The organism is Stenotrophomonas sp. YJH_SMC_79 (assembly GCF_059367995.1).
Map to the genome: position 1 here is coordinate 306686 of NZ_JCAFRK010000003.1, position 13300 is coordinate 319985.

Below are 13300 nucleotides of genomic sequence, written 5' to 3' on the forward strand. Positions count from 1 at the left end.
CCAGCGCGACTTCAAGCGTACCAGTAGGCTCACACCTATCTCGGATCGACGGGTCAGCAACTCTGTGGACGTCCCTAGCGCTAGCTCGACTAGGGGCGAGGACGAAACAGTCAGTAGGCCATTATGCGCCGAGGGCAGAGTTAGAATTACCTCAAAGTCCAGGAGGATCTAATGCACCAGCCGTCTATCGAAGATCCTCGACAGCCTTTGCTGGACACCCCGCCCTCATCATCTGAGTGGGTGTGCGTATCTTGTCTGAAGGATGAATTCATAAGAGAGATCTGTGCGCCCAATGACTGGCAGCTTCGCTGCTGCGGTTGCGGCATGTGCGATAAGTTTGGTGCTCGCCTTGACAAGATTGCAGACCGTATTCGTGGCGCCTTGCAGCAGCACTACGAACCGGACATCGGGCTCTATCGAGGCTACGAGCTGGACTTGCCGCAAATCGTCTCGCGGGCTATCGGTTGTAGAAACGCGACGGTGACCGAGGCGATCTCTTCTATTCTGGAAGATAGAGAGTCTGAGGAAGAATCCGGCGACTCGCTCGACGAGAATTCCTTCTATTATCCCGGACAGACCTACAGTAGGGTGCGAAGTCCTTTTGATTCAGAGGATCATGAGCGTTGGTACGTGGTGAGCGATTGGGACCACGTGGCACATGATCTGGTTCACGGTCGTCGCTTCTTCAACGATAAAGCACGGGAATCCTTCAGTCGCCTTCTCAACGAGGCCATGGCGGCTACCTCGCTGGAGGCGCCAGGCTCGGTAGCTGTAATGCGAATTCTGCCGGAGGGAACTCTCGTCTATCGTTCTCGAGTATCCAATGGTGAGGATCAGACGCGTCGATTCCGAGAGTGGCCCGCACAGGAGTTGGGTGCCGCTCCGCGGAGAATTGCGGCAAACAATCGCATGAGCGCCGCTGGTGTGCCGGTGTTCTACGGGTCTGCCGAGATTGAGACCTGTATTGCCGAAGTACGACCGTCCATTGGCGATACTGTTGTAGCTGGCCAGTTTCGCACCACGAGGTCATTGAAGCTGTTTGATTTCACGAGACTGGACTATCGCCTTAGACACGAGCCGCTTAGCCTTCTGGATCCGAAGCACGAACAGCGCTCAATGGACAGAACCTTGCTGTCATACTTGCACGAAGAGATTGCAAAGCCCATGCGCTCCAACGACACGGGGTACGTCGTGACACAGGCCCTGACCGAGTTCATACGGTACGGGAGGGTCGAGAACTTCGATGGGGTTGCCTTCCAGTCTGTCCAGCGGCAGAACGGTTTGAACTACGCATTGTTCGATGAAGATGATCCGTCTGCTCCCCAATCGCTGGATGGCAGATCACGGTTCCCTGTCGAAATACTTTCAGGGGCCGTGACTGAGCACGTTGTGGACTCACTGAGCTACGCCCTGAGTTGTCCCCAGCCGACCTCCTATCGGTAGTATGCGGACAATACTGCTAAGCAGGCTGTCTCCGCTTAGCCTGCTGCGATCCTCCAGTCATTCAAATGGACCGTGCAATGGCTTCCAAAGCATTTCAAACATTCACCCACGTTATTCAGGATGCGGTAGATCTTTTGGCGCATTTCGACGCAATCAATTCGCAGCCGCCGCCTGAGAACTCCGAGGTGTTGAAGAGAGCAAGTCTGGTTATGGCGCTTGCTGCACTTGAAACCTACATTGAAGAACGAATCAGTGAGGCTGCCCAACAGGTCGTGGGGAGAGATGGACCAGGGGGCAGAGTTCGAGAGTTCTATCTAGCCTCCCTTGAGAACGACCTCAGGTACTTCCACACCCCTACGCCTGAGAGGGTTGGCAAAATTTTTGATAAGTACTTGCAGATCAACATCTTCGAAGGCTGGGTGTGGAACCACTATGATCCGGCGCGAGCGAAATCCCATCTCAACACGATTGCGAAGAGGCGTGGAGATATCGCCCACCGATCACTCCGACCAGTCGCAGGACAGACCGCGGCGCACGCTGTCAATCGAGAAGACCTACGGAAGCACATTCGATTCATATGTGACTTGGTCGCAGCCACTGACAAGTACATTGAGACCAAGATTTGATCCTTGCGTACACATCCAATCGCTAGTGAGTAAAGTGTATCTCCCTCGCTGAGCGCTGCGGTGGCCGACCTTTATAGTTCTGGAAGGAGATGGTGTGATCGCATTCATCGGCTGGGGTTCACTTATATGGGACCCACGCGAGCTGCCGATCGTCGGGCATTGGCAAACTGACGGTCCCGAAGTACGTGTCGAATTCCAGCGCCAGTCTGCTGATGGACGCTTGACGCTGGTTCTTAGCCCTGATGCATTGTTGGTGACATCGCTCTGGGCGAAATTTGACGGCACTGATCTGTCCGAGGCGCGCGCAGCCCTTGCTAGTCGCGAGGGCGTTTCCCCAAGGAACGCCAACTCTTTAGTAGGCGTCTGGAGAAGAGGCGATGCCTCACCGGAGTGCTTACCCGGCCTGAGCGGTTGGGCAGAGCGAAAATCTGTTTCTGGGGTGGTATGGACGGCCCTGCCGCCGAAGTTGGCAGGGAAGGTAGTCGAGACTGTAACAAGCGAAGAGGCTCTGTCGTATCTGAGCTCCCTCACAGGCACGGTGCGCGCCTCAGCGGAAGAGTATGTGCGCCGGACACCAGGGCAGATTGCTACCCGCTATCGGACGCGAATCGAGGAGACCTTGGGCTGGAGGCCGCTCTAGGCTGCCCCCACTACAGCGACTCTGCTCGCCTACCTAATGCCAGGCAATGGCCACCTGATCTCGCCCCAAGGCCTTAACGCCAGGGCTCCTTGTGGCAAAAATGGAGGGAAGCAGCGTCCGATGCCATCAGTGATGTCTGATAGCCAAGGACGACGCCTTCCACGCGCGAGTCTCGTTTCTAAATGTGGAGTCTGGTTTTTAGCTGGATATGACAGCCCCCACCCACCAGCGCCGCCGCACTGGCACTGTGATGCGGTGCCCGAAAGGGCCGCTGCCGCCATCGTCTTGGGTCCAGCCCCTCACCGCTCACCGATGCAATCGCAGCCAGCTGCAAAGCCTCGGCTTCCTCGGTATCCGGCAACAGGCTGGGCAGGCGCGAGGCCAGCAGCGTCTTGCCGCAGCCAGGACTGCCGATCAGAAGCAAATGATGCCCACCCGCTGCGGCCACTTCCAACGCGCGCCGCGCATGCGGCTGCCCGCGCACGTCGGCCAGATCCGGCAGCGGCAACGGTGTCGTGTCCACGCGCTCCACGGGCGGCAACAGACGCGGATTGCCCAACCCGGCGCAGCACTCCAGCAGCGTGCGCGCCACACGCACATCGGCATGCTCGGCCAACGCCGCCTCGGCGGCATTCCCCGGCGGCACCACCAGGATGCGCCCGGCTTCAGCGGCGGCGATTGCGGCGGGTAGTGCACCCGCCACCGGGCGCAGTTCACCGGTCAGCCCCAGCTCGCCCAGGAACTCATACTGCAGCAGCGACTGCGGATCGACCTGGCCACTGGCCGCCAGAATGCCCAGCGCGATGGCCAGGTCGTAACGCCCACCTTCCTTGGGCAGATCGGCGGGCGCCAGGTTCAAGGTGATGCGCCGCTGCGGAAAGTCGAAGCGCGCGCAGAGCAGGGCGGCACGCACGCGCTCGCGGGATTCGCGCACGCTGGCTTCGGCCAAGCCCACGATCTGAGTGACAGGCAGGCCGCCAGAGAGATGCACTTCCACCCGCACCAGCGGGGCATCGACCCCGGCGCGGGCACGGCTGTGGACCAGCGCCAGGCTCATGTGTGGTTTCCTGCAGAGAGACGCTTGATGGTGCGGCAGGTAATCTGCGTGGGACTATCGGGAATTGCCGGCAATGCGTCTAGGGGTATTTCTGCCTGCAAAGGGTGCAGCATTCGGATCAAGGGCAGATGATCTGTGCAGCGCGGCGCTGCGATGGCGGTCTCGGAGGTCTTGCGTCAGGCAAGGCGTACAACAGGGCAGTAGCGGAAAGGAGCGAGCTGAAATGCAGTGCATTCGAGTACTGATGGCCCTCTCGCTCGCCGTGGGCCTGCCGGGGTGCCGGGATGAGGTGGAGAGTTCAACGTATCCCATTGGCCAGACGGGAGCGACGTGCACCGCCTACAACGGCTTCGACCGCCAGCCTCCTGAAGTGGTTGTGGCCGAGCTTGCCAAGCGAGGGTTGGATAGTCGCCGATTGGTGCACAGGACAGTCTGCGGCCCGATCACCAGTTGGGACATTCTCCCCGCAGGGGCGTCGATCGACCGGATACCTCCGCCAGACGCATATGTAAACGTCCGCATGCGGGAGGACGGCTCGGTTTCCGTCAGTACAGACCGCCCCTGACGTTGGCGCCGCCCTTGATGATCGAGCATCGGGCGGCCCCTTGCTGTGCAGATGCAGCGCCACTATAGGCGTCAGCCTACGAAGGCACTTCAGCGCTGAAGACGTTGGTGGGATCGGCCTGGCGGTGCGCCGGCCCCCCAAGCAGACACCGCTGCTCATCAGGCACCAACCCATCGAAGCGCCCAAACCGCGCCTCAACCCACGAAGGCCCCGCACTTTCCACCAGCAACCGCCCCTGGCTCTGGTGCAGATCCAGCCAACGCTCGAAGCTGGTGCGCAGACGCTCGATGTCCGGCGCCCGCCACCGTGCATCGGCAGGCATCCGGATCTGCACGCGCGAGGGCGCGTTCTCCACGTCCATCACCAGCACGCCCTTGCAGCGGATCTCGAAGGACGTCGCCCCGGCATGGCGCGCGTGCAGTTCAAAGCCCTCGTGGGCCTTCGCAGTGACGAAGCCCAGCGCATCACTGTGCAGCAGGCGGTAATCGGCCGGCTGCAGCTTCTGGTAGGCCCACACCTGATCGCCCGCTGGCTCGGGCCAGCCCATCCACACCGCCGCCATGATCGAGGCGCACACCGCCGCAGCGGCCAGGCCGTGCTTCTTCATTTGTCCCCCCCACACAGGCAGAAAACTCCGCGCCATAAGCGCGCTCAGTCCTTGGGTCGCATCCGCTCGTGGATGAAGGCGGTCAGCGCCAGATCGGCCATCACCAGCCCCTCCATCACCCGGTCGCCGACGTACTGCTCGGGCTCGCCGTTCTGGCGCGTGCGCTCGGCCGCCAGCAGGATCTCCTGCACGATGCGCTGGCCGGTGAGCGCGCAGTCGGCATCGGACAACGCCATCTGCCGGCTGCGTAGATGGTGCCGCTCGGGCCAGGGTTGGCCGTCGGCCGCAGCGCCCGCGCCGATGGCGTGCAGGATGGCGATCAGGCTGTTGGGGTCCAGCGCGGGCGCGGGTGACGGCGCTTTCTGGATGGGGCGCGGGGGCGGGGAGTGCGGCGTGGTCATGGCGGGCTCCGTGCATGCAGGCAGAAGCCGCCACCGATAAAGGTGGCGGACAGGGCGTGGCTCGAAAACCGGTGTGTGATGATCGCCGGTGGGCACGAGGCCCCCACGCCCCGCCCGCCATAGCCGGCAGACGGATTGCCAGCCGGCACCACGCAAGGTGATGCCGGCTGGCAAGCGCAAACTTCATCACAACAACGGGTTTTCGAGTCCCGGCCACCGATGCACGGTGGCGCAGTAACGATTACCTGCTGTTGTGCGGAATGCCAACGGGTAGGGGTCAATGCCGCCAAAACCCGAGACGCTTTTGGCATTGTCGCATAGCGTGGAAAGGGGCGAGAGCCTTGGCGTGCCAGGCGCAGCGGCACTTCTGGAACGGAGTCGTCAGAACCTTCCGCCAGAGACGCAGGGCGCGGCAAATGCGACAGCACTCGCTCATCGGGCATGTGTGATCGCTCATGCAACCGAACCGCTGCGACACCCGCGAGATGGTTTAAATGACTTCTTGCCTATTGAACCTACCGAGTGCCGCGCGCAACCTGACTACTGATGTAGTCACTCAAGATCGCCCTGGCCGCAGTAGGAAGGTTCTGCAGCGTTCGACTGGATTCCACCCACTGGCGCAGGCCAAACAAGGACCACTGTACATGTCACGCCGCAGCCGACTGCTTCTCTGCGCGGGTCTGGTCCCGCTTCCGTGGTTCCTGTTCTGGACCAGTGTTGCCGCCGTGTTCGCACCGGGCTACAACCCGCTTGCGCAGCACGCCAGCGAGCTGCTGCAGGCGCCAACGCTCGCAAGCATCTGCGGCAGGATCGCCGCCCTCGGCTCCGGCGTGGGCTTCGTGGCGTTTGCCATCGGGGTGTGGCGGGAGTCCGGTCGGCGGATTGCCGTAGGCGCGATCTGCTGGTTGGTCTTTGGCATTTCCATGCTGACCAACGGGCTCTGGCCCATGGGCCATCCGATGCACGGCTTCTACACCATCGGTATCGCAAACATCATTGCACCTGCGATGTCGCACATCGAACTGAGTGCATGGTCGGTCAACCGAAGAGCGTACGCCGTGACCGCGATGGTGAGCATCGCGAGCATCGTCTATCTCTGGTTGAACGTGGTGGGGGCGGACCCGGAGGGCTTCAGAGGGCTGACCCAGCGCCTGTTCTCGTCGGTCAACTCGCTGTGGCCGTTCCTGGTTGCGCTGTACCTGCTGCGAAGGGGTTCAAGCGCGCTGAAGGTGCAGCCTGCGCATTGATGGTGGCGTGCGACAGGAACATAGAGGACCGATCAAGAACTTCTCGATTCTCCGGCCCCAGCTCAAGTTGATCTTCTCGGGATTCATGCCAGGGTGCTCGCTGTTCAAGCCGTGGGCGCTCTTCAACCATCTGTTCCTTGGTGCTGGCACCTCGGGTGGCAAGAGGGGAAAGGTCGTGCGCGCCTTCTGCTATAAGTAGCGCAACCGCGCCCGGAGGGCCTTCAGGAAGATAGTGGACTCATGGAGTTGTACTGGCGCTTGTTCACCAATTGCACATCGCAGCAGGCGGCTCTCAAGGTCGCGGCGCGGATGTTTGAGCAAGCAGGTCTTGAAGTCAGCAATCTCCACGCCGAGCCATATCACAAGGGCGGCTTCGTGGTGAGTGCTTGCTCCCGTCATGCCGCGCAATCGTGGCCTGAATTTGTGGTTCTTGCCCTGGCTTCGGCTCAGTGCACCGGCCGCGGATGGCTCCTGAGTGGCTCAATTGCAGAAGAGCTGGATGCTTGGTCCAGCCATTCCTTGGTTTCTGGTGTTTCGTCTATCCATATCCAGGCGGAAAGGCGGGAGTGACGAATCGCTGGGGTAGATGCCTAGTTCTGGCATGAAGCAGCCCATAGACCGAGGTCGCTAGCCGGTAATCATCTTGCAGTGGCGCGGTAAGAGTCGAGCTTGAGAAGCGCGTAGCCAGCTGGCCTGGCGGGGCCCAGACTCTCGCGCCACTGTTCCTCGATCTGGAAGGCTCCTGCTCTTGCGATTGATGTCCGCTCTTGGCCGGAAGTGGACATAGAGCATGGCCGACATGCCGATGCGGCACCTGAAGTACACTCCCACCATTGGGCCGAATGCCGGGAAGCAGCTCTCTGAATGGCAGGCGTCCTTAGAAGTCAAGAATTAGGAACGGCGTGATGGTGCTCTTCAGATCATGAGGAAGAGGCCCGATATGAAGCGAATTGCAGCAGGCTGAGGACTACTGGGATGTCCGGGAAAGCACCAAGAGGCTCGATAGGATTGTCTACCAGGGTGCTGCGAATGTTGCGGGCTCCATACTCATATGCATTTCTCGTTGCGAGCAACCTGGAGATGTGGGCCGAGTTCGACGCAGGTTGGCGTCGCTTCGGCGGTTCGGTTCTTGTCGCAATCTTTATGGTCCTTCAGACGATCTTCGTGATCATGCTGCTGAGATACTTAGGAGCTGACTTCCTGGAGGGTCGAAGTAATCCGCCATTCTGGATCATGCTTGTCTCGGCGTTTGCGCTGGCTTGGTTCATCTCCGGATCAGGCGCCAAGAATGGCGAATCTCTAGCTGTCGGGCATGACGGAAAGTGGGCAACTATTCTTGCGATCTACCTTATACCAGGGGTGGGCTTGGCGCTGACTCTTCTCTGGAAGCAGTACATACCATTTGCAGTCGTGCACGCGCTGATTATCGGATTCCTCTATTTTTCGTATGGGAAGTATGTTGTACGGCGACTCGGTTGATGGACGTCCGGCGCGAAATCGGGAGTGCGTCAGTTCACCACTGGGGGCTTGCCCTGGCAGTTTCGTGAGCTTGTAAGCACGCCGGTAGAAAAATTGCTGCATGTGCGCCTCCATCTCGGTTGAGTTGGATTCAACGACAGTCTCCACATGCTACGAACAAGAGCGACCATTACGGGTCATTCCAATGTCCTCGCACGAGGAACAGCTGGATGCAGATTTCAAGACCATTTTCCCGAAGCTCAACGTATCGAGCTGGCGTATGCGGATCATGGAAAAGCTGGCCGCCGATGCGCACCTAGTGGCATGGCGGGCGGCGCTGTGGCAATTGGCGAGCGACGGTGCTGATGTCACTAAGATCGAGTGTTTCATCACCGATGCGGATGGCGACAGCCCGAGATCCAAAGCGAGCGCCACTTTGGCGATCACGGCCCCCGTTGCTCCTGAGTGGCTGGCACTATTCGGATGCTTCGTCCGCATTGCGCGACCGTCGCCCTCCTCCAGCTCTTCAAGAGATCTGCTCATTTTTCAAGGATCGGCGAGTTTGGAGCGGCATGAGGACGATGCTCTGCACCATCGGTGGATGGCTAGGGCCAGTCCGCAGCTGACGCCTGCCCTATCCGCGGGCCCTTGCAACCAAAGGTTTTGAGACCTCGCGCAACATAGGAAAAACGTGCACCTATGGTTGCCCGTCTACGAGATCGTCGCCATCGAACTGCTCAACCGCGAACAGATGCCGGACAACAGCGCGTTGCCCCGTCTCAATCTGGTGGTCTCGCAAGCCTGGCTGGCGAACAGTTCGCGGCAAGCTGGAGCGATGTGCTGAACCGCACGATCGCCTACGAGCCCACTCAGACTTGTGTACGGGGCGTCCGCTTTTGGCCGAAATCAGACAAAGCCCGATATCCAGCTCTATTGCTCTTCCGTCAGCCGCAGTGGGCGCCCTTCACCCCATCAATTGATGATCTCCCCACTCCCCGAAGCAACAAACGCCTTCAACTGCCGAACGAATTCCGGGTCGTAGAGCTCCCACTCCACAATCTCCCCAACCACCCGCAACGGCTGCGCACTCCGGTACGACCGCGTCGGGTTCCCGGGAAACTTCTTGTTGGTCACGTTCGGGTCGTCCTCAAACGGCCCGGTCGGCTCCACCACATACACGCGCGGCCGCCCCTCGCCCCGGGCCATCTCGGCAGCCAACCCGGCGCCCTTGGCAATCGTGGTGAAGTAGATGTGGTTCATCACCACACTGTCGCGATAGTTGGAGCGGTAGCCCGCGCTCAGCAACTCGCCCACCGCCAGATCAGCGCGGGTGCCGTGGTAGAACGGCACGGTGACCTGGTCGCAGGTGTCATGCGAAACGGGTGTCCATTCGGTGTCCTGCGCCATCGGCACTGCCCCTGCGTGTCCTGCCGGATCGACAGGCCGGCGAGTCTAGGGCGCCCGGTGGGCCTTGCTGCAAGGCCCCATCCGGGAAATACTCTGTAAACGGGAGGCGCAGTGCGCCTCCTTTTTTCATTCTGCGGCGCCGCGCCCTTCCAGCTCGCGCACGGCGGTTTCCAGCGCGTCCAGCTTCTGGCGGGTCTTCAACAACACCGCGCGCTGCACCTCGAACTCCTCGCGGGTGACCAGGTCGAGCTTGGCCAGGCCGGCCTGCAGCGCGCTCTTGAAGGTGGCCTGCAGTTCCTCGCGCGATTCGCGCAGGCCCGGCGGCACCAGGTCGCTGAGGCGACGGGCGAGGTCATCGATTTGATTCAGGTCGATCATGGGGTGCTCCGTGGGGGTGGGCCCCCGCATCCGGCGCGGGCAGGCCATTCGGGCACAAGGATACTGCTGGCACCCACTGCCCGGACAGGCATTCGCGGCTTCGCACGGGCCGCGTTCAGGCGCTATCCTCCACGCCGGAAGACAGGAGATAGACGATGAAGATGGTCATGGCGGTGATCAAGCCGTTCAAGCTCGATGACGTGCGCGAAGCGCTGGCCGAGCGTGGGGTTACCGGCATCACGGTGACGGAAGTGAAGGGCTTTGGTCGCCAGAAGGGCCATACCGAGCTGTACCGCGGCGCGGAGTATGTGGTCGATTTCCTGCCGAAGGTGAAGCTGGAAGTGGCGGTGACCGATGACCAGGTGGAGGCGGTGGTTGAGGCCATCGTGAAGGCCGCCGGCACCGGCAAGATCGGGGACGGCAAGGTGTTCGTGTACGACCTGGGCAGTGTGGTGCGTATCCGCACCGGTGAGTTGGACGCGGACGCGCTGTAATCCGTTCGGCGGGATGTTGTAGAGCCGAGCCGATGCTCGGCTGCATTTCGCGCGATGCAGGAACAGCAGCCGAGCGTGGGCTCGGCTCTACAATGAGCGGTAAAGCGGTCGAGCAAGCTCGACTCTACGACCGGGATCGGGCGGCGCGAACACCCGTGTGCGACGAAGTGCCCTCCCAGTGTGATCAACCCGGCGGAATGAGGGGGGACGACCGCCACTCCGGTAGACCGAGCGCGCGGCGGGTGCGCGTCACGGTGGCGGCGATCTCTGCCTCGAAGCCGCCATCACGTTGTAGCAGCGGCATGAGTTCGGCACAGCGTTGCTTCAGCACATCGACCCATGGCGCTGGGTGGGTCTCCGTAGCGGCCAGTGCCAAGTGCCTGCGACCCTCGTCGTAAGCGCCCGCCAGCCCGGCAGTGATGCCCGCATGGATGTGTTCGCGGATGCCCGGTTTGGGGTGACGGCTCATCAATGCACGCACATGCCCCGGGGTGGGGAAACGGTCACGCAGGGCCAGTACCTCGGCGGCGGCCTGCTCGGCCAGTGCCTGTGCGGCCGAGGCAAACTCGGCGGTTTCGGTGAAGCGTTCGAATCCGGCAACGCGGCCGCCCACGTCGAAGGACAGATAGTCCTTTTCTTCCCAGAGCCAGCAGGCGCCGACATTGAGGTAGCTGCCCCTGTCCCATGCCGAAGGCTGGAACTCGACCACCCCGACCCACCAGCCCTGGTCGTCAAGCCAAGTGCGCGAACGGCCTTTCTGCACGCAGCCTAAGGGGCGCAGTATGGATCTTGCGGCTGCAGTCAGCAGGCGGGTGTGTTCAGGTGCCGGCATCCCCAGCGTCCTTGCGAGTGGCGTGCCGACGAGTATCGCAGAGCACATCGGGCGTGTGGCCCTGGGCATGATGTGTAGAGTCGAGCTTGCTCGACTCTACAAATACAGGGGGAAACAGCAGTCGAGCAATGCAGGGGCGAACAGCTCTTAACGCCGCTTCGCCCACTTATAGAACCGCTTCCAGCCCTGCCGCACGGCGGCGACCCAGCCGGGGTCGGCCACCAGTGCGGCCTGCGCGGCACTCGGCGCCTGGCCGGTCACGCGCTGGCGGATCTTCAGCAGGTTCTTCATGTCGCTGCGGCGCATCTGCCGGCTCAGTGGGCCGCGACGCAGCCAGCGGGGTACGCGCCAGGCGGAGGTGAAATCCAGCAGCACCGGCACGCCGCCACTGACCACCACGTTGGTGCCATGCAGGTCGTTGTGGGTGATGCCGGCGGCATGCAGGCGGCTGAGCGCGTGCTGCAGCTGCTCGAACACGTCATTGCCCACGGCCTGCGCGGTGCTGAGGGTCTGGCCGGGGATGAATTCCATGCCCAGCGCCAGGCCACCGAGGGTACCGAGCAGGGCGGGGGCGTGCTTCCAGCCGCCCAGGCGCTGCAGCATGCGCGCCTCGCGGCGGACCATCAGCCGCGCGACGGGCGACAGCGGGGTGCCGCGATAGCGGGAGTAGTCCTTGATGACCGCCTCGCGCCCGTCCAGGCAGGTGCGGTAGACATCGGGGGCCAGGAAACGTTCGCCGCGCTTGAGCAGCAGCGGCGCCGCGGCGTCATCGCCGCAGGAGGAGGGGGGCGTAGCAGGGAGGTACATATCAGGGTCTCGGACGACCCGGTGGGCGGCGCTGAGCGTCAAGCGAACCGGTAGTGCAGGGGAAGTACTAATGTTTTGTTAATTTTAGTACTCGTCAGTTCGCTATTCCACGATTTGTCGGAGAAATGTCGGCGCCGTGGCTGGAACAGTTCGTCACGCAGAATCGGACAATTTTGTCTCGCTTAGGGGATATTTCTTCTACGTCAATGGCTTGGACGTAACGTCGGTGGCGATGCGCTGGACGAATGGCAGCAGTGCGTCGCGCAACTGGTCCAGGCCGGGCTGTTCGATGGGGAAGTGGCCGCAGTTGGCCAGCAGCACGCGTTGCTTCGGTGCGGCCAGGCGTTGGAAGAAGCGGTCGCTGATGGACACCGGGGTCCAGTCGTCGCAGGCCGGATGCATCATCAGCACCGGGCAGCGCAGGAACTGCTCCGGCTCCAGTGCCGGGGCGGTGTCGAACAGCGAGGCCAGCAGGCCCAGCGGCACTCGGTTGCCGCCACCCAGCGGGTCGGCACAGACCAGCGCGGTCAATGCCGGATCGCGCGACATCCGCTGCATGTGGGTGAACCAACGCACCGGTACGCGCAGGTTGCGGGTCAGGCGGCTCAACGGGCGCAGCGACCACAGCGCGGCGCGCATCCACGGCTGGCGAACCAGGGCGGTCTGCACCACGGGGTCACGCGGGTCGGCGAGGGTGGTGGCCACAAGCCCCCGCACCCACGCTGATTCGGCGGCCACCAGGTAGGCGAGATAGCCGCCGACGCTGGCACCCAGCAGTACGATCGGACGGGGCCGATACCGGTACTCGGCCTCGATCAGGGCCAGCAGTGCCCGCTTCCAGGCGCCGTAGTCGACCTGGTGCCAGGCCGCCGCGCTCAAGCCGTAGCCGGGAAGGTCGGGCGCCAGTACTTCATGCCCGGCGGCCGCCAGCCCCGCCGCCAGTGGCGCGAACATGCGGCCGTAGCCCCCGGCACCATGCACCAGAACGACGGTCACGCCTGCGTCGGGTGGCCCGTGGCGATCCACCTGCAGCACGCCGCCGCCCCAGTCGAAGCATTCGCTGCGCGGCCCGGCGGCGGGCTGGTCCGGGAAAAAGTCCCCGTAGCGGGCGCTCAGGGCAGGGTAGGGGGCGGTGTCACGTGCAGTCATCATGGCAGTCTAGGCCAGCTGTTCAGGAACGCGACCCTGAACAGGGTGCACGGGCAACTTGACCCCGGCGCACGGCCTGCCGACCATAAGCTGTTAATTCGCGACATCGGCGGCCGCCCCTCCATGGCACGTCCCCGTCCCCTGCCGCGTTCCCCACCGGTGCTGGCCGCCTGGCCGTGCATCGCCCCC

Annotated in this window: 15 protein-coding genes and 1 pseudogene; 8 read left to right on the plus strand and 8 right to left on the minus strand. The window is 62.4% G+C overall.

The features are described from left to right. Positions 1–171: 171 nt before the first annotated feature. Both AC5P57_RS12425 and AC5P57_RS12430 read left to right on the plus strand, forming a co-directional pair. Complete coding sequence (locus AC5P57_RS12425; RefSeq protein ID WP_262091099.1) at positions 172–1443, plus strand: RES family NAD+ phosphorylase; 1272 nt, start codon at positions 172–174, stop codon at positions 1441–1443. A 77-nt stretch (positions 1444–1520) separates the two neighbouring features. After that, positions 1521–2069, plus strand: a complete 549-nt coding sequence (locus AC5P57_RS12430) for a HEPN domain-containing protein (RefSeq protein WP_235644641.1) — start codon at positions 1521–1523, stop codon at positions 2067–2069. 854 nt (positions 2070–2923) lie between these two features. Here the strand turns inward: AC5P57_RS12430 and AC5P57_RS12435 are convergent. The 3 genes and pseudogenes from AC5P57_RS12435 to AC5P57_RS12445 form a co-directional block, all read right to left on the minus strand. Further along, positions 2924–3766, minus strand: a pseudogene (locus AC5P57_RS12435) (magnesium chelatase domain-containing protein); the annotation flags it as partial. A gap of 641 nt (positions 3767–4407) precedes the next feature. Then, positions 4408–4938, minus strand: coding sequence for a cold-shock protein (locus AC5P57_RS12440; RefSeq protein WP_262235454.1), 531 nt, complete (start codon positions 4936–4938; stop codon positions 4408–4410). Between the two features lie 44 nt (positions 4939–4982). Continuing rightward, positions 4983–5339, minus strand: a complete 357-nt coding sequence (locus tag AC5P57_RS12445) for a hypothetical protein (protein ID WP_075675966.1) — start codon at positions 5337–5339, stop codon at positions 4983–4985. Between the two features lie 644 nt (positions 5340–5983). Here AC5P57_RS12445 and AC5P57_RS12450 point away from each other — a divergent pair. The 5 genes from AC5P57_RS12450 to AC5P57_RS12470 all read left to right on the plus strand — a co-directional run bounded on the left by AC5P57_RS12450 (position 5984) and on the right by AC5P57_RS12470 (position 8888). Continuing rightward, positions 5984–6586, plus strand: coding sequence for a DUF998 domain-containing protein (locus AC5P57_RS12450; protein WP_262235451.1), 603 nt, complete (start codon positions 5984–5986; stop codon positions 6584–6586). A gap of 240 nt (positions 6587–6826) precedes the next feature. After that, positions 6827–7156, plus strand: a complete 330-nt coding sequence (locus tag AC5P57_RS12455; RefSeq protein WP_099554862.1) for a hypothetical protein — start codon at positions 6827–6829, stop codon at positions 7154–7156. Between the two features lie 510 nt (positions 7157–7666). Then, entirely contained in the window at positions 7667–8065 is a 399-nt protein-coding gene (locus AC5P57_RS12460; protein ID WP_099554864.1) for a hypothetical protein, read from the plus strand. Positions 8066–8249: 184 nt separating this feature from the next. Further along, positions 8250–8711, plus strand: coding sequence for a hypothetical protein (locus AC5P57_RS12465; RefSeq protein WP_099554866.1), 462 nt, complete (start codon positions 8250–8252; stop codon positions 8709–8711). A gap of 36 nt (positions 8712–8747) precedes the next feature. Beyond that, complete coding sequence (locus tag AC5P57_RS12470) at positions 8748–8888, plus strand: hypothetical protein (RefSeq protein WP_158230224.1); 141 nt, start codon at positions 8748–8750, stop codon at positions 8886–8888. 128 nt (positions 8889–9016) lie between these two features. Here AC5P57_RS12470 and arr read toward each other — a convergent pair whose 3' ends face one another. After that, on the minus strand, positions 9017–9451 hold the full coding sequence (gene arr / locus AC5P57_RS12475; protein ID WP_262235450.1) for an NAD(+)--rifampin ADP-ribosyltransferase: 435 nt from the start codon (positions 9449–9451) through the stop codon (positions 9017–9019). Between the two features lie 126 nt (positions 9452–9577). Beyond that, the gene (ubiK, locus tag AC5P57_RS12480; RefSeq protein ID WP_005419983.1) at positions 9578–9829 is read right to left on the minus strand and encodes a ubiquinone biosynthesis accessory factor UbiK; all 252 of its coding nucleotides are present in this window, start codon (positions 9827–9829) and stop codon (positions 9578–9580) included. Between the two features lie 155 nt (positions 9830–9984). Between ubiK and AC5P57_RS12485 the strand changes: the two genes are divergently transcribed. Further along, entirely contained in the window at positions 9985–10323 is a 339-nt protein-coding gene (locus AC5P57_RS12485) for a P-II family nitrogen regulator (protein ID WP_005411374.1), read from the plus strand. 184 nt (positions 10324–10507) lie between these two features. On the opposite strand, the gene AC5P57_RS12490 is transcribed toward AC5P57_RS12485, so the two are convergent. The 3 genes from AC5P57_RS12490 to AC5P57_RS12500 all read right to left on the minus strand — a co-directional run bounded on the left by AC5P57_RS12490 (position 10508) and on the right by AC5P57_RS12500 (position 13111). Then, on the minus strand, positions 10508–11155 hold the full coding sequence (locus AC5P57_RS12490) for a hypothetical protein (protein ID WP_495219598.1): 648 nt from the start codon (positions 11153–11155) through the stop codon (positions 10508–10510). A gap of 147 nt (positions 11156–11302) precedes the next feature. Beyond that, the gene (locus tag AC5P57_RS12495; protein WP_262235449.1) at positions 11303–11962 is read right to left on the minus strand and encodes an RIO1 family regulatory kinase/ATPase domain-containing protein; all 660 of its coding nucleotides are present in this window, start codon (positions 11960–11962) and stop codon (positions 11303–11305) included. Positions 11963–12160: 198 nt separating this feature from the next. Beyond that, positions 12161–13111 (minus strand): alpha/beta fold hydrolase, encoded by a 951-nt coding sequence (locus tag AC5P57_RS12500; RefSeq protein WP_262235448.1) that lies wholly within the window; start codon positions 13109–13111, stop codon positions 12161–12163. Between the last annotated feature and the right edge of the window lie 189 nt (positions 13112–13300).